This window comes from Kitasatospora sp. NPDC002965, from assembly GCF_040611255.1.
Taxonomy (GTDB): Bacteria; Actinomycetota; Actinomycetes; order Streptomycetales; family Streptomycetaceae; genus Kitasatospora.
In genome coordinates, this window is record NZ_JBEXNT010000032.1 from 1 (window position 1) to 22,364 (window position 22,364).

The following is a 22,364-nucleotide window of genomic DNA, read 5'->3' on the forward strand; positions in this document are numbered from 1 at the left end:
CACGTGGTGCGGGTCGTCGCCCCTCTCCGTCGCCCCGGGCGGCGGCTGCCGCCGCCCGGCCGGCCGGCCGGGGGATCTCCGCCCCACGGTGCTCACCCACCATTTCACGACATCTGATTGTTGACTTCTGTTTCTTTGTGTTCGAATATGAACCCGAGGCTTGCTCAGTACGGGTAGCCGAGACAGGCCCTGCAGGGAAGGAAGCCATGATCAAGACCTCGGACAAGCTCGCGGACGGCCGCGAACTCCTCTACTTCGACCAGGACGACGCCACTCCCCGAGCCCGCTCGGTCGACCTGCGTCCCCTGGAGCCGGCGGCGAGCCTGTCCGAGATCCGCAGGGACCCGCTCACCGGGGACTGGGTGACCATCGCCGCGCACCGGCAGGCCCGCACCTACCGTCCGCCCGCGGACGAGTGCCCGCTCTGCCCCTCCCGCGACGGCCGGCTCAGCGAGGTGCCCGCCTCGGACTACCAGGTCGTCGTCTTCGAGAACCGCTTCCCCGCCCTGGCCACCGGCGCCGACCCCGAGCGTCTCGGCCACCCGGTGGCCAAGGCGGAGCCGGGCGCCGGGCGCTGCGAAGTGGTGTGCTTCACCGCCGACCACGGATCGTCGTTCGCCGACCTGACCGAGCCCCAGGTCCGCCTCGTCCTCGACGCGTGGACGGACCGGACCGCGGAACTGTCCCTGCTCCCCGACGTCAGGCACGTGTACATCTTCGAGAACCGCGGCGCCGAGATCGGCGTCACCCTCGCCCACCCGCACGGACAGGTCTACGCCTTCCCGTTCGTCCCGCCGCGCACCGCCCGCATGATCGAGCAGGCCGACTGGCACCGCGTCACCACCGGCCGCAACCTCTTCGAGGACGTGCTGGCGGCCGAACGCGCCGATCCGGTACGCGTGGTGCTGGCCGGTGAGTACTGGACGGCGTTCGTTCCGTTCGCCGCCCGCTGGCCCTACGAGGTGCACCTCTATCCGAACCGGCGGGTCGCCGACCTGACGCACCTGAACGAGGCGGAGCGCGCCGAGTTCCCCGGCCTCTACCTGGAACTGCTGCGCCGCTTCGACCGCCTGTTCGTCGAGGCCGAGAGCGGCGGACAGACCGCGCCGACGCCGTACATCGCGGCCTGGCACCAGGCCCCGACCGTCGGTGCCCCCGAACTGGCCCTGCATCTGGAGCTGTTCACGATCCGCCGCACGGCCGGCAAGCTCAAGTACCTCGCCGGTGTGGAATCGGGGATGGACGCGTTCGTCAACGACGTGTCGCCGGAGGCCGCCGCGCAGCGTCTGCGGGAGGTCTCGTCATGAGCAGGCACCTGGTCACGGGCGGCGCCGGCCGTGTCGGCCGGACCCCGCGCCGCCCGAACCCGGACGACGTCGTCGCCGATGCCCGGGCCTTCACCCCGAGGCGGAACACCGAGAGGCAGCAAGCCCGATGAGCCCGGTACGCACCCCCGGCAGCGCGACGGCCCCCGCCCGGACCGGGGTCTGGGCCGCCCCCGGCCGGGTCAACCTGATCGGCGAGCACACGGACTACAACGACGGGTTCGTCCTGCCGATCGCGCTGCCCCAGGCGGCCCGCGCCACCGTCCGCCCCCGCGCCGACCGGGCTCTTCGCCTCTACAGCGAGCAGGGCGACGGCCGGACCGTCGAACTGGACATCGACGCCCTCTCCCCCGGCGGCGTGGACGGCTGGGCCCGTTACCCGGCCGCCGTCGTCTGGGCGCTCCGCGAGGCCGGATGCGCGATCGGCGGTGCCGACGTACACATCGACAGTGACGTGCCGACCGGCGCCGGCCTCTCCTCCTCGGCAGCGATCGAATGCGTCGTGGCAGCCGCCTACAACGACCTTCACGATCTCGGGCTGACCAGGAGGGAACTGGCCCGGATCGCCCAACGCGCGGAGAACGCCTTCGTCGGCGTCCCCTGCGGGATCATGGACCAGATGGCCTCGGTGTGCGCCCGGCAGGGCGAGGCGCTGTTCCTCGACACGCGTGACCTGTCCGCCCGTCACGTCCCGCTCGACCTGGAGGGCGCCGGCCTGCGGCTCCTGGTCATCGACACCCGGGTCAAGCACGACCTCGCCGACGGCGAGTACGCGAAGCTGCGGGCCGGCTGCGAGCGGGCCTCCGCCCTGCTCGGCCTCCCCGCCCTTCGCGACCTCACCCCGGACAGGCTGCCGGCGGCGCTTGATCGCCTGCCGGCCGAACTACGCCCGCTCGTACGCCACGTGGTGAGCGAGAACGCGCGCGTCGAACAGGCCGCCGCCCTCCTCCACGAGGGCTACCTCCACGCACTCGGCCCGATCCTGACCAGCGGACACGCCTCGCTGCGCGACGACTTCGGCGTCTCCTGCCCGGAGACCGACCTCGCCGTCGAGGCCGCCGTCGACGCCGGCGCGCTGGGCGCCCGGATGACCGGCGGCGGCTTCGGCGGCTCGGTGATAGCGCTCGTCCCGGCCGACCGGGCGCCCACCGTCACCACCGCGGTCGAAACCGCCTTCCGACAGGCCGCCTACACCGCTCCCCGCGCCTTCACGGCCGTCCCTTCGTCCGGCGCCCGCCGCATCGTCTGAGCCTCCCCGAAGGGCTGCCCCCCTGGCGGCGACGGCCGGCCGGTCCCCGCGCGCCGCTCAGGCTGCCCCGGCGCGGCAGGACGTCGACCGGCGCGACCGCGTCCGGGCGGGCGCTCAGACGTGGGGCGTGAGGGGCCCTCCGGCCGTCCGCGACCCGCCCAGCGGAGCGAGAGTGCCGGCGGCGGCCGCCAGGACCTCGGCGAGCAGAGCCGCGGTGCGACTCGCCTCGTACAGCTGGTCCCGGGCATCGCGGGCGGCCCGGATGACGTCGAACGCCGCGTCGCCCACCGGTTCGGTGGCGGGCGCGATCCGGCCCGAGGCCTGCTCGCTGCTGAGGAAGGCCTCGACCTGGTCCAGCAACTCCGGCAGGCGCGCGGCGATTCCGGCGAGCGCAGCGACGGTCTCGGCCGCCTCGGCGGTGTGCAGCAGGCCCGGACGGCCACCCTGGGGAGCCGTACCGGCGGCACGCAGAAGATCGGCGGCCTCGGTGGCGAGGCGTACGACGGAAAGGTTCGGAGGGACGGGCTGGCTCATGGGTGGTCCTCCTCGACGGGGCGGTGGTGAGGGACCGTCACCGACGCTCCCTGGCACCGTCTTCCCCTTCGTCTCCGCGCCACACCACCCGAATTCTCGTCGGCCGGAGGGCGGTCCCCGGAGGGAAGCCGGCCCGCGGACGGGGGCCCGGCCGCGCGACGCGGCGACGGGTGCGGCGCGGCAGCCCGTCATTCCTCAGAGCGCCGCCAACTCCTCCAGCACCACGGCGGTCCCGGCAGGCCGGGAGAACATCGGCCAGTGGCCGGTGGGCAGTTCGCGCAGCTCCCACTCGGGGCCGGCGAGCGGGGCGAAGTACGGCTCCCCGGAGGCGATCATCGCGCGGATCTGCTCCAGCGGGAACGAGCAGGAGACGAGCGCCTTCGGCAGGGCCTGTCCGCCGCCCGTGAGCCGCAGCGGTTCGGTGAAGACCCTGACCGGCACATCGGTGGCGCGCGCCCGGATGTCGTCGAGGGTCTCCCGGTCCAGGCCGTCCAGGCTTGCGCCGCTCGCCGCCAGTTCGTCCCAGGGAGGCATCGGGTGCCGCCAGCCGCCGACCAGGGACGCTTCGGCGCGGGCCCGGTAGGCGGGTTCCCAGAGGTCGCACAGGGCGGCGCCGTCCGGGAGCGGCCCGCTGTCGAGGTAGACGACCCGCCGGATCCGCCCGGGCAGGCGGTCGGCCGCGCCGGTGGCCGGGGCGCCGCCGCCGCTGTGCGCTACCAGGACGACCTCCCGGAGGTCCTCGCGGACCATCAGACCGGTCAGATCGGCGATGTGCGTCTCCAGCCCGACCTCCGGTCCGGCCTCGCCCGCACGCTCGGCCAGGCCGGTCAGACTCACCGGGTGGACGGTGTGCCCGGCGGCGCGCAGCGGCGCGGCGACCGCGTCCCAGGCCCAGGCACCGAGCCAGAAGCCGGGCACGAGTACGAACGTGCTCATGGCGTCCTCATGGAATGTCGCCCCACCTTCCCGTGAGGGTCGAAGCTGATCATCCGCAGGGCCGGCGCGCCCGGTGGGGGCGCCGCCGACGCCAGGGTAGCGGGCGCGGGTGCCGCGAAGGCCGTCCGACAGGCCCGCAGATTCCACCATCCTTACCGGCTAGGAGAGTTCGTTCTGACCGGTCGTCAACCTCGGTCCGTCCGAGGCCCTCACGCCGGCCGCCCGGCGGCCCCGCACCGGCGGGTGCCCACTTCCACCGAAAAGCCCCGTCACCGAGGGCGGGGCCAGTAACCTCTCGTGCATGGACGACTACATGTTTGTGCATGTTCCTTCAGATTTGTGGGAGTTGCTGAAGGCGGCGGACTTCGACGAGGTCGAGACGAACACCCGATCCGCCGACCAGTGGTCGTCGGTGATCCAGGCCGTGCTGTCCGTCGGCCAGGAGGGACTCGACGTCTCGGCCGACCTGGTGGGCGTCTACCTCGCGCGCGAGCAGATCGCCGACTTCGCCCGCCGCACCGCGGCGTGGTTCGGCTTCCGCGTCCCCGCCCCCCGCTCCGGCGAGGGAACCACCGGCCCCGGCGCGGCGCCGCTCGTCTTCACGATCACCACGGGCCCGCCGGGCAGCGAGGTCCGCATCGAGATCCGCTCGACACCCGGTCCCGACGGCGCCCCGGTCCTGGACGCGACCGCCCTCGTCAACACCCTCGTGGCCGCCATCGAGACGCCGTCGCCGGCGGCGCCCCGGAGCACCGGTTCGCCCGCAGCCGGCTGATGGGCTTCTTCGCCTCCCGCCGCACCGCGGAGTACGAGAAGGTCACCGAAGCCGTCCGGGAGTTGCAGCGCCTGGGACGGCGGGAGGGGACCGCCGCCGCCGCGGACGGTTCCTGGAAGCTCATGCGTCACTGCTTCGACAGAATGGCCCGCGGCAGGGCGTGGTACGCCCCGATGACCCTCCGCTCCGCCCAGGTCTCCTTCGGCATGCACGCCGAACTGGGGCAGTGGTTCGTCGCGGCCTGCAGCAGCCTGTCGTTCGCCGCGGCGGTCGCCCTGATGGACGCGGAGTGCACCCGACAGGGGACACCGTTCCCCGAAGAGGTCCTCCCCGACATGCAGATGATGGCGGAGATGTCGGTGGACGTCGCCCACCGCGCACAGGTGCCCCTCGTGGGCTACCTCGTCGCGGAGGCCCTCACCGGCCTGCAGATGGGTGACCGCACCATCGTTCGCGAGGCGACGGACCTACTCGGCGCACAGAACACGGTGGAGCGCCTGCGCGCGCTCCGACACGACGTGGGACACGCCCGCAAGCAGGCGCGGCTCGCCTCGAAGACCACCGGTATCGACACGGTCGCGGCCCTGCGGGTCATGGCCGACGCCATGCTGGCCGACGACCTGGACAAGGCTCTCGACAGGCTCGCCAAGGGCCACCTGCTCTCCGGCTCCAACACCGCGTCCGCCCTCCTCGCCTCGGTGATGACGGCCCGCTCCGTCGTCTACGTGGCACCGGGGGCGGTCGCCGGTGCGGCGATCCGCCTCAACGCGCCGGGGACGGGCCGCGACCTGTGCGAGAGCGTCGCACTGCCCGGTCTGCGGGCCACCACCGTCCGGGACCGGCTGGACACGCTGGGCGCGCGGCTGGCCGTACCCGCGCGGGGAATCCGCGATCGGGCGGTCCGGGACGTGCACGCCTTCGTGCGCGAGGCCGTGTGGGAGCCGCTGCTCGGGGCCTGGCCTGACCTCGTGGGGGCGCGGGTCGCCCTGGTCCCCCTGGGCGAGAGCGCACGGCTGCCCCTCTACACGGCGCCGGCGGACGACAGCGGCATCCCGGCCTGCGGCCTCATGGATCTCACCGTGGCCCCCTCGGGCAACGCCCTGATGTTCGCGAGCGCCTGGCCGCGGCCCTCCAGGCTCGATCCCCTGGTGGTGGCCGACCCCTGGTTCGAGGACGGCGAGGGATTCGGCCCGATGCCCTTCACCGTGCCGGAGGCCCGCCAGGTGGCGGCGGCCCACGGTGTCGAACCCCTGCTCTACCGTCAGGACGCGGACACCACCGACGGCGACGGCGACGGCGACCGTGACGACGGTGAGGGTGAGGGTGAGGGTGAGCGGCTGAACGGTCCCGGCGGGTCCCCGGCTCCCCCGGGCGCTCGGAAGGGCGGGGCCGCAGCACCGGAGCTGGCAGGGCTGCTGACGTCGGCCAACCTCATCCACCTCGGCGGCCACGGCGTCCTCGACCCGACCCGCCCCCTGGACTCCGCCGTCCTGCTGGGCGAACGCCTTCCGCTGTCCGCGCTCCTGGGCCACGACCTGCGACGGGGGACGACGGTCGTGCTCTCGGCCTGCCACCTGGCCGGCATCGGCACGCGGACGCCCGGCGAGCAGCTCGGCTTCCCCGCCGCGATGCTCGCCATGGGGGCGAGCACGGTGGTCGCCGGGCTCTGGGCCATCCCCGACTCCGAGGAGGCCGTCACGTTGATGACCGGATTCCACCGGGACCTCGCACGGGGGACGTCCCCGTCGGCCGCGTTCGGCCGGGCCGTGGCCCGCGCCGCCGCCGACGGTGCCCGCCCGACCCTCTGGGGGGCGTTCACCCACTTCGGCGCCTGACGACCGCCGGCAGAAGCAGGTGAGCCGAGGCACGGACGACGGCCCGAGTCTGAACGCCCCCCGAGGGGCCAACTCCCCGGGTCGACGTGCTGAGGCCGCGTCAGTCCGCTGCGGACGGCCGCGCGGCCACCGCCTCGACACCGGCGGCGCGCAGGCGGTGGACGAGAAGCGTCATCTCGGGCATCGTCCCGGCGAACAGGCCGGCGCGGATCTGCTGAAGCGTCCTTCTCGCCCGTGCCAGCTCCCCGCCGAACTCGGCACGAAGGACCTTCATCACGAGGACCGCACTGGCGCCGCCGTCGCCGAGGGACCGGGCGGATCCGGCGGCAGCTTCCGCATCCCCTCCGGGCACAAGAACGGCAGCATCACCGGAACGTCCGTGTACTTGGCGTACACCGACGACAACTGCCAAGACTCGACGACCGGCCCGCGCCGACGTGCGGCGAACGCCCGTGGCGGCACCCACCCCCGTGCGCGTCCACGCCGACCCCGGCCGGGGGCCGCACCCCGACCGGGGGCCGCACCCCGGCCTCGGTCGCGGCCTTCCTGCTACTACCCTTTCAACGCCCGACGAAGGGTGCAGTTGACGAGGGGGCAGGGCCTTGGACGTATCCGAAGGGACTGTGGTCGCCGGCCGCTACCGGCTGGCCGAGCGGCTGGGCGGCGGCGGCATGGGCGAGGTGTGGAAGGCCCGGGACCAGCGGCTGCACGTCGAGGTCGCGGCCAAGCGCCTGGTCCTGGACCCGTACGCCACACCCGAGGAACGCCGGACCGCCCTGGCCTACGCGGTGACCGAGTCACGTCACGCTGCTGCGCTGCGGACGCACCCCAACGTCGTCGCCGTCCACGACGTGGTCGAGGACGAGGACGGGATGCCGTGGACGGTGATGGACCTGGTCTCCGGGCGCTCCCTGGCGCAGGCCCTCACGGCGGGCGAGCGCCTCGGACCCGACCGTGCCGCGCTGATCGGCCTCCAGGTGCTGTCCGCCCTGGCCGCGGCGCACGCGATAGGCATCGTGCACCGGGACGTGAAGCCCGGAAACATCATGCTGGCCGACGACGGCCGCATCCTGCTCGTCGACTTCGGCATCGCCAGGCACCACGAGGACACCAGGATCACCCGGACGGGCATGGCGGTCGGCACCGTCGAGTACATGGCTCCCGAGCGGTTCGACGGCGCCGACGGGCCGGCCGGTGATCTCTGGGCCCTGGGCGTGACGCTGTACGAGGCCGTCGGGGGCGGATCGCCGTTCCGCCGCGAGTCGATGATGGCCACCATCCGCGCGATCGGCATGGACGACCCCCCGCCGCCGGCCTCGGGCGGCCGGCTGGCCGGGCCCATTCTGCGCCTGCTGGACAAGGACCCTCGGAGCCGCCCCACCACCGACCAGGCGGCGGCGCTGCTGGAGGGCGACCGGGCTTCGGGCACCGTGCCCCTGGCGCGTGCCGGCGGGCATCCACCCACGCAACCGGTGACGGCCGGTCCGCTGTCGGCGGCCCGGCCCCCGCTCACCGCCACGCAGGAGGAGTTGTACGACCGCGCCGTGCGGATCGCCGAGTCCATCGACGACCCGGAGGAGCGAGCCGCCGCGTTCGTCGCGGTGGGCCTGGCCGCTCCGTGGCTCGGCGACGAGATCACGACGCGGGTGGCCGTGGAGGACCGCGCTCCCACCCTGATGGCACTGGCCTGCCGCACGGACGATGCCGGCCTGGCCCGACGTCTGCTCGAACGGGCCGAGGCGATCGTCGCTCCGACCACCGCCGCCGATCAGGACGTCACGCGGGATTGGTCGTCCGTCCATGCGCTGAGCAAGGCCGCGGGTCTCCTGGCCGGGGCCGACCCCGGCTTCGCACGTCAGCTGATGGGGCGGGTCGAGTCGGCTGCCCGCGACCTGCGCCCGGACCCCGACTACGTGTTCGCCCTGCCGGAACAGCTGGTGGAGATCGCCAAGGACGGCCACGACGCCGATCCGCACGCCTCCCGGCGCCTGATCAACCTCGCCGAGCAGCGCGCGCTCGACCTCGCCGAGCAGGAGGACAGAAACCTGGCGTTGCAGTTGGTCGGTGAAGCGGTGGCCCCGGTCGACCCTGACCGGGCCGAACGGCTCATCGGCATGATCACCGAACGGCACGTCCAGGTCTCCGCCTGGGAGCACGCCGTCGAGGCCGCGATCACCGCCGACAGCCGGCACGTGCCCCACCTCATCGACACGGCCGAGCTGGCCCTCGTCGGACCGGCGCCGACCGCAGGACCGGCCCCCGTCGCAACACCGGTGGACGCTGCCGCGTCGCCGCTCCGGGACGAGGAGCAGCCGTCGGGTGGGTGGTGGCGGCGCAAGACGCGTCGGGCCCATCCGGCGGACGCCGACGTCGAGGTGCGGGAACGGGAGGCTCCGGCGGACGCGGACGCCGCCGGCGATCTTGTGGGCATCGCCGTCGCTGCCGCCGCAGCCGACGTGCCCCGGGCCGAGCGCCTCGCGGCCCGGATCACCCACCAGGCCGCCCGGACCACGGCCCTGACCGGCATGGCACGTCAGGTGGCCGCCTCCCGCCCCGACCAGGCGCGGAGTTGGCTCGTGGCCGCCCACCGGTCGGCGCTTCTGGTCCCGAGTGCCCACGGCCGCCGGACCAAAGCCTTGGGAGAGGTCGCCGCGGCGGCCTCGGACATCGACCCCGAGTTGGCGGTTCGGATCACCGAACGCCTCCTCCCCGACCTCGGGGACCGCGAGCAGGTGTGGACCCTGGCGCTCCTCGCCGAGCACATCGCTGCCGTCGACCCCGCTCAGGCGATCCGGCTCGTCGACCGGGTCGAGGGCCACCGCGACACCCGGACGAGGCCGCTGGACGGGGTACAACGGCACGCTCTCGCAGAGGCATTGGCCATCGCCGCCGCGACGCTGGTCGACACGGACCCCCAGCAGGCGAAGAGCCTGATCCGGCGGGCCCGGCGGACCGTCCACCAGCCGTCCGCGGTCGAGGAGTACGTCGATCAGACGTGGTGGCCCCTCAAGGCCCTGGCCGGCAGGAATCTGCACGCGGCCGAACAACTCATCGACCAGCTACCCCACTCCGACCAGGATCCGCTACTGGTCGACATCGTCTCGACACTCGCCGCCACCGATCCTTTCCGCGCCGAACAGACGGCCCACCGAATCACCGATGACACCCTCCGAAAGCGCGCCCTGGTGGGGGTCACACTCTCGATGGCAGTCGGCGCCCGAGTCACACGACAGCACTGACCCCGGTGTCCAAACGCAACGCCGGGAAGTGGAACGGCCTCGCCAGTCGTGCCGACGTGGCCACCTGTTAGCCTGCGCGGATGGACGATCTGGGACCCGTGGCCTGGCCGCCCGAGCCGATCAGGACCGAGAGGCTCGTACTCCGTGAGCCCGAGAGCCGGGACCGTGCGGCGTTCATCGAGCTGCTCGCCTCCCCGGAGGTGCACACCTACCTCGGCGGCCCCAGGCCACGTGACGAACTCCGGCGCGAACTCCCCGGGACGCCCGAGCGGCGGCCCGGGAGCTTCGTCGTCGATCTCGACGGATCGATGATCGGTCAGATCCTGCTCAGGAGAGCAACGGGGCACCGGCGCCCGGCTGCCGCGGGGAAAGCCGATCTCGGCTACCTGTTCCTCCCGCGGGCGTGGGGATTCGGGTACGCCGCCGAGGCATGCACGGCGGCACTCGACTGGCTCGCCGGCGCGCTTCCCGGCGAGCCGGTGGTGCTCACCACCCAGAGCGCCAACCTCGGCTCGATGCGTCTCGCGGCGAAGCTGGGTTTCGCCGAGGTGGAGCGGTTCGAAGCCTGGGGCGCCGAGCAGTGGCTCGGTATGCGGTAGCCGGTCGCGCCGTCCACACACGCGCGGCAACGGTGACCTGCCGGAGCCTCGGGTTCCCATGATCCCCCCGCCGGCCGTGCCGTACCGCCTGGTCGGCTCCTTCCCCTGAACAGTGGCCGTTCGGCGGGGTGCTTCGCCCTTGACCGGCCCAAGGACCCGATCACCGCCGCCCGGGGGTGACCGCGGGCGTACTCGACCGGCCCGGCGCCGCATTCAGCCCGGCGCCCCGCGCTTGCCGCTTGCCGCTTGCCGCTTGCCGCTTGCCGCTTGCCGCTTGCCGCTTGCCGCTTGCCGCTTGCCGCCAGGATCCCGCCCGCGAGCATGCCACTCGGCGCAACCGACCCGGACACCCCCGCAGTCCGAAACCTCGTCGGGCATCCGACCATCCGATCGGGTGATTCCGGCGACGGCTGCACCCGGCGCGGACCTCTCGCCCGCGAGGCCGCCCGCAGCCGCCTCGAACCCGGCCGGGGAGAGGCGCTCGAACGGGCGATCGCCGCCTGCGTGCTGGCTCCGCCGCCCTGACCCGAGCCCTCCGCGGCCAGGTGCGGCATGCCGGGGCCACGCCGGGACTGTGCTCGAAAAGTCCCCGTTCGACCCGGGCTCGCCCGGAGGAAATCCGCTTGAACGCCGCACTCGAACAGCACCATCATCAGTCGCCTCCGCGCACAACGGGCCGACCAACTCGACCTCCTGAAAGCTGACTTACCGCGCCCCGCACCAGCGGTCGACCTGGCGTGCTCGAACACCACCGGCGTCCGGACCTCCGGCCCGACCTGCCCCGCCTGCCCCGCCTGCCCGCCCGCCCTGCCTGCCCGCCCGCCTACCCGCCCGCCCGCCCGCCCGCCCGCGACAGCGAGGAGCATCTCCAGTGATCGACTTCGACGTACTCACGGAACTGGCCGCCCGCGAGGGCACCGAACGGATCGGCGTCGGCGTCGTGGTTCGCGACGCCTCGGGACGGATCCTGATGATCCGCCGGGCCCCGCACGCCGTCCCGCCGGGCCTGTGGGAGTACCCGGCCGGCAGCCGGGAGGACGGCGAGACCGTGCCGGCCGGCGCGGCGCGCGAACTCGCCGTCGCGACCGGGCTCACCGGCGTGCCGCTGGAATTCGCCCGGAGCCTGGACCTCACCGACCGACACGGCCGACGCCTGCGGCAGTTCGTCTTCACCACCGTCGTACCGGACGGCACCACGGTGACCCTCTCCCCCGACCACGACGAGCGCCTATGGGCGAGTGCGGACACCCTGCCACCGGCCGAGGACGGACAGCGGGAGGTCATCGACTGGCTCGTCCGTCGCCTGGCGATCCCGGGATGGCGACCGGTCGGCGGCTACGTCACCACCATCGCCCGGCCCACGACCTACGGCAGTTTCCTGATCACCGACCCGCAGGGCCGCGTCCTCGGAATGCGCTCGACCATCAACCCCACCGTGTGGAACTTCCCCGGCGGCAACGTCGAGCACGGGCGGACGCCGTTCACCACCGCGCTGATCGAGACCGCGGAGGAGACCGGCCTCGACCTCACCGAGGAGAACCCCGAGGTGATCGCATGCCGACGCCTGGTCGCCGTCGTCCACGAACAGGCCGGCACCGACTACCCGGTGCCGGTCTGCGGCTACGTCTTCGACGGCGGTGTCCTCGGCGAGGAACAGCAGGCGAGGATCCGGCTCGACCCGGCCGAGCACACCGAGTGGCGGTTCGAGACCGCCCACGACTGGCACGCGCTCATGGAGCCCGACCACTACCAGCGACTCCTGCAGGTACTGCGCGCCCACCGCTCCGGCGTCCCCCTGTACCTGGAACGGCCGGTGCCGGAGCACGAGTTCGAGGGCGTGATGGTCTTCGTCACCGACGCTCGGGGCAGGCTGCTGATGCACCATCGCGACGACAAGGAGGGCATCGCCTGGCCGGGCTACTGGACCCCGATCGGCGGCTGGCGCGAGGGAGGGGAGACCCCGGAGGAGACCGCCGCGCGCGAGGTCGGCGAGGAGGCCGGGATCACCGTCTCCGGGCTACGGGCCGTACCCGGTCCGCACCACCACCTCGTGCACCCGCTCACCCGCGTCCTGCACGCCGTCTGGGACGGCCCCGAGACGGATCTCCGGCTGGGCGACGAGGGCCTCGCCGTACGCATGGTCCCCCTCGCCGAGGTGCCGTCCCTCAAGGTCCCGCCCTACCTGCGGCACTACCTGCCGCTGCTCGCCGCCGCGGCCGGTCTGCCGTCCGGGAAGCCCGCGTGAACCCGCTCGACGACACCCGTCACCCGGCCGCCGCCGTACCCAGGGCCTCCGGAACCGACCCGCTGACCCTGGTCGTCGGCGTTCACCTGGTCCTGGTCGAGGGCGCCACAGTACTGCTCGGTCGGCGCCGCAACACGACCTACGCCGCCGGGATGTGGCACCTGCCGGCCGGACACATGGAACGGGGCGAACCGGTCACCGGCTCGATGTGCCGCGAGGCCGGGGAGGAGTTGGGCATCGCCGTCGCCGAGGGCGACCTCGTGCTCGTCCACACACTGCACCACCTCGACGCCGACGACGGCCGCAGCCGCCTCCAGCTCTTCTTCGGCGCCGCCCGCTACGAAGGGCAGATCCGGAACGCGGAGCCGCACAAGTGCGGGGCTCTGCGCTGGTGGCCGCTCGACGGGCTGCCGCACGACACCGTGCCTTACACCGTCCACGCACTCGGCGAGATCGGCCGCGGCCGCACGTTGTCGACCCTGGGGTGGGCGGTATGAGCGCCCCGCCGTCCCGGTCGACGCCGACCGGCTCCTTCGCGACACGGCAGGGCGGTGCGACCTGCCGGCCAGGAACTCCCGCGATCTCTCCGGCCGCCCGACGTCCGGCCGTCCGGTTGTCCGAAGACAGCGCCGACGGCACCGGCCCTCGTGGCCCGCAAGGCCCCGTCCCTTCTCGTCGAGGGTGTCGGGGCACGGCTCGGATACGCCCGCGCCGTTCTGGAGCTGGTGCGTCGACCCGCAGAAACCGTCGGAATCCCGCCCGTCGAACGTCCTTGGGAGGAAATGCTGTGGAGAGCCTGCGGCAGGCCGTGTCCGTGATCGCCCACGACCGGGCCCGCGGGGTGGTCGCGACGATCCGCTACGCGGTGAACAGTTGGAGCGCGACGCCCGCCTGGACGATCCCCGGCGGCAAGGTCGAGGTCGGTGAGCGTCTCGACGAGGCCGCCGCCCGCGAACTGCACGAGGAGACCGGCCTGGTGGTCACGCCCGAGGACCTGCGGCTGGTCCACACGATCCAGGTCCGCGAAGGCTGGGACGGCAAGGGGCCGTTCCTGCTGAGCGTGTTCCTCGCCACCGCCTGGAGCGGCGAGTTGAGCAACCCCGAGCCGGACAAGCACCTCGGCGTGGTGTGGGCCCCGGCCGGCGATCCGCCGCTGCCCATGTTCGCCACCTCCCACGCCGCCCTGACGCTGTACCTCTCCGGCGGGCGCGGCTTCTCCACCCACGGCTGGGACGGCGCGGACCACCCGCGTGGGCTGGTCGGGGCGTGAGGGCCACGGGCCACCACCGGCGACCACCCCGCCCCGACCGGCCCGGTGGTGGGGGGACCGGGCCGGCGCCGACGACCGGCCCGGTCCCCCGCCACCGCCCCTGCCCGACCGACCGACTCACAGGAGGAAGCACCGTGCCCCACCTCCCCGTTCGCCCCGCGGGCCCCGGCGACGCCGACGAGTTGCTGCGCCTACGCGTCGTGGTCCTCGACGGCGCCCAGCTCACCGACGAGTGGCGCCTCACCTTCCGTGACGACATGCGGGAGCGTCTCGGCACCGACCCGAACCTGCTCGCCTACGTCGTCCCCGCCGACGCGCACACGCTCGTCTCGTGTGCCATCGGGATCGTCTACCGCGGCTACCGCGGCCCCACCCACCCCGGCGGACTGTGGGGCCGCGTCCACACCGTGGCCACCGACCCCGCCCACCGACGGCGCGGCCATGCCCGCGCCGCCACCACCGCGCTCGTCGACGCCCTCAAGGAAGCCGGCTGCAGCTCGATCGAACTGCGCGCCACCGAGGCCGGCGCACCGCTCTACCACTCCCTCGGCTTCGGTCCGCTGGACGGCTACATGGCGCTGCGCCCCCGCCCGGACGGCCGGACCACGTGACCGCCTTCGACCTCGACGCCTACAACGAGCAGGCCCGAAACGGCCCTTGCTTCATCTGCTCGATGCTCGCCGGCGCCCCCGGATACGAGCACCGGGTCGTCTACGACGACGGCGTCCACATCGCCTTCCTCGACCGCTACCCCACCCTGCCCGGCAAGGTGCTGGTCGCCCCGCGCACCCACGTCGAGGACACCGTCGGCCACTTCACCGAGGACGAGTACCTCGCCCTCCAGCGCGTTGTGCACCGCGTCGCCACCGCGCTCGCCGCCACCGTGCCCACCGAACGCCTCTACGTGCTGAGTCTCGGCAGCAGGCAGGGCAACTCCCACGTCCACTGGCACATCGCCGCCCTGCCGCCGGGTGTCCCCTACGAGCAGCAGCAGTTCCACGCCCTGATGACCGAGGGCGCGGGAGTCCTGCCGCACGATCCCGAGCGGGACGAGCGCCTCGCCGCCGTCCTGCGCAGCCGGCTCCGACTCGACCACCCCGACCGCCAGAACCACCCCGACCACCGAGGAGCCTGACTCGTGCCTTTTGTCCCACCCGAGCAGTTCGTCCCCACGCTGCCTCACGGCGTCTCCTACGCCGGCGTGTTCTTCACCGACCGCCACGACCGGCCGCTGCTGCTCGAAGGGTCCATCGGCGGCAGAGGGGCGAACATGTGCGACGCCGCCCGCGCCGCACGCCCCGAACTGCTGGCAGTGCTGCTGGGCAGCGATCAACGATGTCCGGTTCGGACCACTCTCCATGGCAAGCCAACGAAACCGGATCACGTCGTCCTCGCAGAAGCAGATCGGACAGATCGAAAACGACCCAGGCCACATCTCCTCCTCAACATCGAGGACGAGATGACCACCACGGACAAGGACGGCGACTACTCACCAGGACTGTCTGCCCGGCCAGGGTGATCACCCGCAGACCGGCTCCCGGGAACAGCCACCTGATGGAGGGGGGCGACAACCTCCAGTCGTCGCTGACCGAACCACCCGTGGTGCAACGGCTACTATGCCGCGGTGACGACCACGCGAATACTGTCGATCGCCCTTCAGGACACCGGCCAGCCCCCGCTGCGTCCACTGCCGATCGAAGCAGCCGAACTGCTTCACGACCTTGACGCTCCGCCACGCCTGGTCGCCCATCTGCGAGCAGTCCACGACGTTGCAGGGCAACTCCTCGAATGGATCGCTGCACGCGACCTCGACCTGGGCATCAACCCGCAGGCCGTTCTCTTCGGAGCCGCCACCCACGACATCGGCAAGGTGCTGCACCCCGCCGAGTTGTCCGCTCCCGGCGCACAGCACGAAGAAGCCGGCCGTGGGCTGCTCACGGCCCGAGGCATCGATTCCGCCATGGCTCGCTTCGCCGGAACACACGCCGCCTGGACCGCCGAAGAGGCCGGGATGGAAGACCTCCTGGTCAGCTTGGCCGACAAGATCTGGAAGAACAAGCGGGTCCCCGAACTCGAAGATCTCGTCGTCGCCGGACTCGCGGTGGCGAGCGGAAGATCAGTCTGGGAGGAGTTCCTCGACCTGGACAGCGTGCTCGCTCGCATCGGTGACCAGGCAGATGAACGCCTCGCCTTCCAGATGTCCTACCCCACAGCCGGGAACGGCCGTCGACTGCCCAACCTTCCAGGCACGCTGACGACATGGTTCGCCGAGAACGACGCGGTCTTCTGCGCGCGTGGGATCACCGCCGAACTGCGGCACTCCCCAGAAGACGGCCGGCTCAAGAACAGCGCAAGGCTGACCGTCGAGGCCGGGAACCGGGTCATCCAGATCACCGTCTGGAGCAGCGGCGAGGCCGAACTCGACTACGCGGACCTCGGCAGTGGGGACAACCGTCCTGAGCACCGAGACCTCCAAGCCGACCAGGAACTCCACGCTCTCCTCACATCCGCGCTCGACTGGGTCGCACCTGTCGGCGTACAGGGGAAGGTGCTCAGCCACGTACAGGTGAACGTGCCCAGTTCTTGAGGTGATCTACTTCACCAGCCTCGACGACATGGTCAGACACCTCAAGGCCGCCGAGGCTGCCGGACGGCTGACCAGCAAACTCCGCACCTACCTGAGGCCGAACATCCTCGTGGTCGACGGAGTCGGCAAGGAAGTCCTCGCCACCGCCGTCCTCGACCGGCTCCTCCACCACTGCGACGTAATCTCCGTCAACGGTCCCAGCTACCGGCCGAAGAACCGACTCGCCGCCATCGAAAGGGACGCCGACGCGGCCTGACCGCTGAGACCTCGTATGCCGGAGGCTGTTTCACCAGTGTGGATGGAAGTCGTCCCAGAAGGCCTCCTCGGCTTGTTCGACTTGTTCGGCGGAGGTGAACCAGTGGGTGTCGAAGTGTCGCGCGAGGGAGTGGGGATGCTGCGGATCGGTCAGCATCCGGTGGACGAGTTCCGCCGAGGAGCAGTCGAACCGCTCCCAGGGATCCCACTTGTCGCCGCGAGCGAAGACCGGCCACTCGTCCGGGTCCGGATCCTCCACCAGCCAGCAGAACGAGTGCTCGGCCGAGGTCATCGCCCATTGGAGGAGCCCGATCGCAGGCCTGCTGGAGGGAGCGGGGCCGGCGAACTCGATAGGGTCGGTCATAATCAGGTCGAGGTTCAAGTACTTTGAGCCCGGCGCGCAGAGTTCGAGGTTGTCGTCGAAGGTGCCCGCACCGAAGGTCTCGGCCAGCAGCTTGTAGTCCCGGGGAAGGCGAAGGCCCAACTTTCGTTCCACCGACTCCCAGTCGACCAGCCGCCGGGGCCCTCGCCAACCGGTGAGTGCGGCCAGTTCCTCAGCCCACGACAACGCGGCGGGTCCCACCCGACCCGCAGGGGTTGGAGCTGCCACGGCGCTCACCACGGCAGTCAGACCTGGGGCAGCGTCGCCGACGCCTCTGAACAGGCCGACCCCAAGCCACCTCTGCCCCACGCTCCACCCATACATTTCGATGGCCTGGCCCGCGAGAACATCGGCCAGCGGTGGACCCGGCAGACGCCGGAGCGACGGATCCATGAACCCGTCCAAGGCCACGGGCTTGGGCGGCCCGAACCGCGACCTCAGTGCGGTCACGACCGCGTTCAGCTCAGCAGGTTCACGATCGCCGGCTGCGAGATCGACCAGCTGGTAACCCGGGACTCCTTGTCCACTCTCCTGGGCGGTCCCCTCGCCCGGCAGCGGCCTGGCCAAGAGTTCTTCGATCACGGCGAGATGAGCAGCACTGTCCACGGCAAGGAGTAAACCCCAGGGCGCGGACACTGCCCGCGGAGAGGCACAGAGATGGGAGCTACGGGCTGAGCACGTTCATCTGTACTTGGCTGAGCACCTTTGCTGAGTACGCGGACAGCACCAGACACGAACGGTTGATCACAAGGATTGGACACGACTCTGCGAACGGACGTCGACGACAACTGACGCGGACTCGAACGAAACCCCAGCTCAACGCCGCACAATGGGACACGCAGTCGCGGAACGTACACATCCGCGAACTCGCCGACCAGGGCCTCACCGTCATCCTCATCACCCACCGGCTCGCCGCCACCGCCGACGCCGACCTCATCTACGTCCTGCACGAGGGCCGGCTCTCCGAACAGGGCAGCCACGCCGAGCTGATGGCGGACCCCGACGGCCGGTACCGGGCCTCCTACCTCCTTCAGGCCGCCCAGTACGCCACCGCCGTCCCCCATCGGCGCAGCGGCGCCCACGATCAGGGCGAGCCGGCCCCGGATCCGGCCTGACCGTCACCGGGGGTGTCCGGACAGGGAGCGGCCGCACGATGCCGGGCGCGACGTCGGCGGGTCTCCTGCGTCCAGCGGGCGCGCCGGCCTCCGACAGCCGTGCCGGGGCGGCCCGCTGAACAGCCTGAACAGCCGCCGGGACAGCCGGCTCCTGTTTCACGCGGTCGGGCTCCCGGGCGGGCGGAGGGTCCGGCGGATGGCGTTGCGGAGCCAGTGGTGGGCCCTGTCGGCTGCATGGCGGGGGTGCCAGGCCATGCCGACGATCACGGGCGGCAGCGTCAGGGGAAGGTCGAGGAGGTGCAGTCCCAGGGCGACGGCGTCGCCGGTGAGGGGTGAGGGGGCCGCGCCGGGGAGTGCGGCAGGGACGAGGCAGACGATGTCGCTGCGGGCGGCGAGGATCATGGCGGCCAGGTGGCTGGGGAGGACGATGCCGACCCGCCGGTGAAGGTTCTGCTCGGCCAGGGCGGTGTCGAGGGGGCCGGTGAACCGGCCGCGGCGGCTGACCGCGACGTGGTGGGCGGCGGCGAGCCGGACCGGGGTCAGGGGTCCTTCGGTCAGCGGATGGCCGGGCCGGACGGCCGCCACCATGCGGAGGCTGACCAGCTCCTCGACCCTGGTCTCGGGGTCCACGTGGTCGATGGACCCGACCTCCAGGTCGATCCGGCCGTCGCGCAGGGCCGGGCCGGCCTCCAACTCCTCGGCCCGGAGCCGGAACGAGACCCCCGGCGCCTCCTGCTCGGCCAGGCGCAGCAGTCCGGGGGCCAGGGCCGCGCCGACGAGGTCGGCGGTCTGGAGGGTGAAGGTCCCGCGCAGGGTGGCGGGGTCGACGCCGGCATCGGGGCTGAGCAGGGCTCCGAGGCGCTGCACGACGGCGGCGGCCTCCTCGCGCAGGGCCAGGGCGCGGGGGGTGGGGACCATGCGCTGCCCGGCCCGGACCAGCAGCGGATCCTGCAAGGTGCGGCGCAGGCGGGCGAGCGTGCGACTCATGGCGGCGGGCGAGGTGTGCAGGCGGGCGGCGGCCCGGGTGACACTCTGCTCGGCCAGCAGGGCGTCCAACGCGATGGCGAGATTGGCGTCGAGGGCCGAATCCGAGCTGTTCACCAGCATTATTCCGTTTCCGTCAATGATTCCGTGCCGACGTTCCCATTGTGGCAGCACCGGGGTCCTCAGCAGGATGAGGGGCGTACCGACCAGCACGACCTGCGAGGTTTTCATGATCGTCATCACTGCTCCCACCGGGAACATCGGCCGTCACCTGCTCTCCCGGCTCCTGGAGTCCGCCCCCGCCGCAGGCGAGGAACTGCGCGTGATCGTGCGCGACCCCGCCCGGCTTCCGGACGCGGCGCGCGGACGCGTCGAGGTGGTCGTCGGCTCGCACGGGGACGCCGAGGTCGTCGACCGGGCCTTCGACGGTGCGGACGCGGTCTTCTGGCTCGTCCCCCCGGTCGCCGCCCCGTCTCCTCAGGTCGCCTACAGCGGCTTCAGCGGGCCGGCCGTGAAGGCGCTCGCGGCGCACGGCGTCGGCCATGTCGTCGGAGTCTCCGCGCTCGGCCGCGGCACCCCGCTCGCCGACCGGGCCGGCCTCGTCACCGCTTCCCTCGCCCTGGACGACCTCATCGCCGACAGTGGCGTCGCCTACCGGGCCCTGGCCAACCCGTCCTTCTTCGAGAACCTCCTGGAGGAGGCCGACTCGATCCGCGAGAAGGGCTGCTTCACCGACTCCGTCGACGCCGACCGCAGGGCTCCGCTCGTCGCCACCGCCGACATCGCGGCCGCGGCCGAAGGCCTGCTGCTGGACCGCTCGTGGACCGGCACCGGCAGCGTCCCGGTCCTCGGGCCGCAGGACCTCTCCCCCAACGACCTGGCCCGCATCATGACCGAACAGTTCGGCCGCCCCGTCCGCTACGAGCGCCAGTCGCTCGACGCGCTGTACGCCACCCTCGTCGGCTACGGCCTCGACGACGCGTTCGTCCAGGGCATCGTCGACATGAAGCGCGCCAAGGACCAGGGCCTGGACGCCGGTGTCGCCCGCACCCCGCAGACCGCCTCCCCCACCGGCTTCGAGCAGTGGTGCGCCCGGACGCTCAAGCCGGCCGTCCTCTCCTGAAGCCCCCACCCACCGCCGGGACACGGAGTAACCCGGCGCACCGACACCACCTGCCGCTCTGGAGACACCCTGATGCCCGCTGAGAAGACCGCATCGCCGGTCACCGCGTTCATGCTCGTCAAGACCACACCCGAGTGGCTCGCCCTGACCGTCCGGCAACGCGTCGACGCCTTCACCACCGAAGTCCTGCCCGTGATCGAGGCCAGGACGACCGGCGTCCGGTCACGCTTCTACGACACCGAGTTCTACTCCGCGCGCGTCACCGACGTCTGGGTGTGGGAGGCCGACGACCACCACGCGTACCAGCTCCTCATCGACGCGCTGCGCGAAACCCCTCTCTGGGAGCGCTACTTCGAGGTCGTCGACCTCCTCGTAGGCACCGAGAACGGCTACGCCCGCACCTACGGCCTCGACCCCGTCGCCACCATCACCACCTGACACACCGCCCACCACCCGCCGCGCGCGTCTGTTCCTGTGCCCTCCGGCCCCACCCGGCCGGAGGGCACAGGAACAGGAGGGCACAGGAACCGGGGGAGCCGGAGCCGTCGGCCGTCCCGCAGGGGCCGGCGGGAACGGTCCCGCGAAGGCCGGGGCCGGTGATCCGGCGGTCGGTCCGATGCGGGGTGATGATGGAAGGGAGTAGACGCGAGGAGGCCTGCGATGGTCAGGTTCACTCCGAACGACCCGACCGGGATCGCCGTCAACGCGGGCGGGACAGGGCCGGCCGACTTCACGGTCAACCCGTCCGGAACAGCCGTCGGGTTGGAGATCTGGCACCGGACGGTCCGCTTCGACCCGGCGGCGCCGCCGCCTCCCCCGTTCGTCCTCGGCCCCGTCTGGGACCCGCCCCACCCCACGCGCGCCCTGCACGCGGACGTCCCCGTGGGCGGCCTCTACCAGGCCCGCCTCTTCGAGAAGGGCAGGGGCAGCGCCGCGCTGGCGGAGAAGCCGCCGCCGGAGCTGCTGGTCGGCAGGGTCGACGCCCCCTGCGCGGGCCCGAAGACGCGCCTCAAGTTCCTCACCGCGTGTATCGAGAGACCTCAGACCCTCCTCACGCCGGGCGGCACGTTCGTGACGGCCGCCTTCGCGACGAGCGCCCCGGTCATGGCCCGGGTCCAGGTCTCCGACAGCCCGCCCCAGGTGGCGCCGCTGACCGGGCACCCCTTCTTCGGCAACCAGGAGGTGATCGCCACCGCGACCTCCGACCGGCCCGCGCTGATGCACGAGTTCTCGCTGATCGACGACCTGCGCTCGCCGCTCACCTCGTCCCACGTCGGGCTGCGACCCGGCACCGAGCTCTTCTTCCTGATCGTGGTGTGGGACGCGGCGGGCTTCTTCGACTTCCTCTGGAACACGACCGGCGAGGCCCCCGCGACACCACCGGAGAAGATCAAGGTCAAGAACCGGATCGTCGAGGCCAGGGTGGCCGCCGTCCACTGCTACGAGGACAGCGACAGGCACAGCTTCGGCGAGGCGGACTTCACCTTCGGCCTCACCGGCGGGGCGAGCACGGTGACACAGACCTTCACCTGGGATCCCATGGCCCTGAGGTCCGACATGACTCCCCTCCCCGCCTGGGCCACCGCCCTCCAGTTGGTCGCACCGTTCACGGACGACAGGGTGGTCGTCTGGGTCGACGCCACGGAGGACGACTCGGGCAGCTTCCCGTCGGACTCCGACGACGGTGCGAGCACCGCCGGCCGGCTCGGCGGCGGCGCGGGGCGCGGAACCCCGCTGAGCTTCCCCGTCGGCGAGGGCCGCGAACAGGTGACCGACCAGCCGCTGGTGCTCCACAGCGTTCCGACCACGGACGGCGAGCTGCTGAGCTTCTCGACCACCGTCCTCTACTCCGTCACCTACGCCTGAACCCGGGCCGGACCGGACCGCGCCGTTCCCGGGCCGTCGAACCCT

22 protein-coding genes and 2 pseudogenes are annotated in these 22,364 nt (G+C 72.3%); 18 read left to right on the top strand and 6 right to left on the bottom strand.

All coding sequences use genetic code 11. The features are described from left to right. Positions 1–206: 206 nt before the first annotated feature. Positions 207–1,307, top strand: a complete 1,101-nt coding sequence (galT, locus tag ABZY91_RS15450) for a galactose-1-phosphate uridylyltransferase (RefSeq protein ID WP_355402691.1) — start codon at positions 207–209, stop codon at positions 1,305–1,307. Between the two features lie 127 nt (positions 1,308–1,434). Continuing rightward, complete coding sequence (galK, locus tag ABZY91_RS15455) at positions 1,435–2,574, top strand: galactokinase (protein WP_355402693.1); 1,140 nt, start codon at positions 1,435–1,437, stop codon at positions 2,572–2,574. 114 nt (positions 2,575–2,688) lie between these two features. On the opposite strand, the gene ABZY91_RS15460 is transcribed toward galK, so the two are convergent. Continuing rightward, positions 2,689–3,108 carry a hypothetical protein gene (locus ABZY91_RS15460; protein ID WP_329877655.1) on the bottom strand — a complete coding sequence of 140 codons (420 nt, stop codon included), beginning with the start codon at positions 3,106–3,108 and terminating at the stop codon, positions 2,689–2,691. Positions 3,109–3,303: 195 nt separating this feature from the next. Beyond that, positions 3,304–4,044: an alpha/beta hydrolase gene (locus tag ABZY91_RS15465; RefSeq protein WP_355402695.1), complete on the bottom strand. Its 741-nt coding sequence runs from the start codon at positions 4,042–4,044 to the stop codon at positions 3,304–3,306. A gap of 301 nt (positions 4,045–4,345) precedes the next feature. Between ABZY91_RS15465 and ABZY91_RS15470 the strand changes: the two genes are divergently transcribed. Together ABZY91_RS15470 and ABZY91_RS15475 are read left to right on the top strand one after the other, a co-directional pair. Continuing rightward, complete coding sequence (locus ABZY91_RS15470) at positions 4,346–4,819, top strand: hypothetical protein (protein ID WP_355402696.1); 474 nt, start codon at positions 4,346–4,348, stop codon at positions 4,817–4,819. Then, positions 4,819–6,654, top strand: a complete 1,836-nt coding sequence (locus tag ABZY91_RS15475; RefSeq protein ID WP_355402698.1) for a CHAT domain-containing protein — start codon at positions 4,819–4,821, stop codon at positions 6,652–6,654. Before ABZY91_RS15470 ends, ABZY91_RS15475 begins: the two co-directional genes overlap by 1 nt. Before the next feature lie 100 nt (positions 6,655–6,754). On the opposite strand, the gene ABZY91_RS15480 is transcribed toward ABZY91_RS15475, so the two are convergent. Next, the gene (locus ABZY91_RS15480; RefSeq protein WP_355402700.1) at positions 6,755–6,928 is read right to left on the bottom strand and encodes a hypothetical protein; all 174 of its coding nucleotides are present in this window, start codon (positions 6,926–6,928) and stop codon (positions 6,755–6,757) included. A gap of 328 nt (positions 6,929–7,256) precedes the next feature. Between ABZY91_RS15480 and ABZY91_RS15485 the strand changes: the two genes are divergently transcribed. The 8 genes from ABZY91_RS15485 to ABZY91_RS15520 all read left to right on the top strand — a co-directional run bounded on the left by ABZY91_RS15485 (position 7,257) and on the right by ABZY91_RS15520 (position 15,142). Then, entirely contained in the window at positions 7,257–9,893 is a 2,637-nt protein-coding gene (locus ABZY91_RS15485) for a serine/threonine-protein kinase (protein ID WP_355402701.1), read from the top strand. An 80-nt stretch (positions 9,894–9,973) separates the two neighbouring features. Continuing rightward, on the top strand, positions 9,974–10,492 hold the full coding sequence (locus ABZY91_RS15490) for a GNAT family N-acetyltransferase (RefSeq protein WP_355402703.1): 519 nt from the start codon (positions 9,974–9,976) through the stop codon (positions 10,490–10,492). Between the two features lie 321 nt (positions 10,493–10,813). Then, positions 10,814–11,017, top strand: coding sequence for a hypothetical protein (locus ABZY91_RS15495; protein ID WP_355402705.1), 204 nt, complete (start codon positions 10,814–10,816; stop codon positions 11,015–11,017). Positions 11,018–11,363: 346 nt separating this feature from the next. Continuing rightward, on the top strand, positions 11,364–12,737 hold the full coding sequence (locus ABZY91_RS15500) for an NUDIX domain-containing protein (protein WP_355402707.1): 1,374 nt from the start codon (positions 11,364–11,366) through the stop codon (positions 12,735–12,737). Continuing rightward, complete coding sequence (locus tag ABZY91_RS15505) at positions 12,734–13,234, top strand: NUDIX domain-containing protein (protein WP_355402708.1); 501 nt, start codon at positions 12,734–12,736, stop codon at positions 13,232–13,234. The genes ABZY91_RS15500 and ABZY91_RS15505 overlap by 4 nt, the downstream gene beginning before the upstream one ends. A 290-nt stretch (positions 13,235–13,524) precedes the next feature. After that, entirely contained in the window at positions 13,525–14,007 is a 483-nt protein-coding gene (locus ABZY91_RS15510; protein WP_355402710.1) for an NUDIX domain-containing protein, read from the top strand. Between the two features lie 134 nt (positions 14,008–14,141). Continuing rightward, positions 14,142–14,618, top strand: a complete 477-nt coding sequence (locus ABZY91_RS15515) for a GNAT family N-acetyltransferase (RefSeq protein WP_355402712.1) — start codon at positions 14,142–14,144, stop codon at positions 14,616–14,618. Beyond that, on the top strand, positions 14,615–15,142 hold the full coding sequence (locus ABZY91_RS15520; protein ID WP_355402714.1) for an HIT domain-containing protein: 528 nt from the start codon (positions 14,615–14,617) through the stop codon (positions 15,140–15,142). Before ABZY91_RS15515 ends, ABZY91_RS15520 begins: the two co-directional genes overlap by 4 nt. Before the next feature lie 177 nt (positions 15,143–15,319). On the opposite strand, the pseudogene ABZY91_RS15525 reads toward ABZY91_RS15520, so the two are convergent. Then, a pseudogene (locus ABZY91_RS15525) lies at positions 15,320–15,442 on the bottom strand (CPCC family cysteine-rich protein); the annotation flags it as partial. Between the two features lie 189 nt (positions 15,443–15,631). On the opposite strand from ABZY91_RS15525, the gene ABZY91_RS15530 reads away from it, so the two are divergent. After that, positions 15,632–16,594, top strand: a complete 963-nt coding sequence (locus ABZY91_RS15530) for an HD domain-containing protein (RefSeq protein WP_355402716.1) — start codon at positions 15,632–15,634, stop codon at positions 16,592–16,594. Positions 16,595–16,598: 4 nt separating this feature from the next. Continuing rightward, positions 16,599–16,850, top strand: a pseudogene (locus ABZY91_RS15535) (ATP-binding protein); the annotation flags it as partial. Positions 16,851–16,880: 30 nt separating this feature from the next. Here ABZY91_RS15535 and ABZY91_RS15540 read toward each other — a convergent pair. Next, entirely contained in the window at positions 16,881–17,333 is a 453-nt protein-coding gene (locus ABZY91_RS15540; protein ID WP_355402718.1) for a hypothetical protein, read from the bottom strand. Between the two features lie 638 nt (positions 17,334–17,971). On the opposite strand from ABZY91_RS15540, the gene ABZY91_RS15545 reads away from it, so the two are divergent. Further along, complete coding sequence (locus ABZY91_RS15545; protein ID WP_355402720.1) at positions 17,972–18,346, top strand: hypothetical protein; 375 nt, start codon at positions 17,972–17,974, stop codon at positions 18,344–18,346. Between the two features lie 156 nt (positions 18,347–18,502). Here ABZY91_RS15545 and ABZY91_RS15550 read toward each other — a convergent pair whose 3' ends face one another. Further along, positions 18,503–19,447: a LysR family transcriptional regulator gene (locus tag ABZY91_RS15550; protein ID WP_355402798.1), complete on the bottom strand. Its 945-nt coding sequence runs from the start codon at positions 19,445–19,447 to the stop codon at positions 18,503–18,505. A gap of 112 nt (positions 19,448–19,559) precedes the next feature. Here ABZY91_RS15550 and ABZY91_RS15555 point away from each other — a divergent pair, with 112 nt between their 5' ends. The 3 genes from ABZY91_RS15555 to ABZY91_RS15565 all read left to right on the top strand — a co-directional run bounded on the left by ABZY91_RS15555 (position 19,560) and on the right by ABZY91_RS15565 (position 22,319). Further along, positions 19,560–20,453, top strand: coding sequence for an NAD(P)H-binding protein (locus ABZY91_RS15555; protein WP_355402722.1), 894 nt, complete (start codon positions 19,560–19,562; stop codon positions 20,451–20,453). 72 nt (positions 20,454–20,525) lie between these two features. Then, positions 20,526–20,891 (top strand): darcynin family protein, encoded by a 366-nt coding sequence (locus tag ABZY91_RS15560; RefSeq protein ID WP_355402724.1) that lies wholly within the window; start codon positions 20,526–20,528, stop codon positions 20,889–20,891. Between the two features lie 222 nt (positions 20,892–21,113). Next, positions 21,114–22,319, top strand: coding sequence for a hypothetical protein (locus ABZY91_RS15565; protein WP_355402726.1), 1,206 nt, complete (start codon positions 21,114–21,116; stop codon positions 22,317–22,319). Positions 22,320–22,364: the final 45 nt, after the last annotated feature.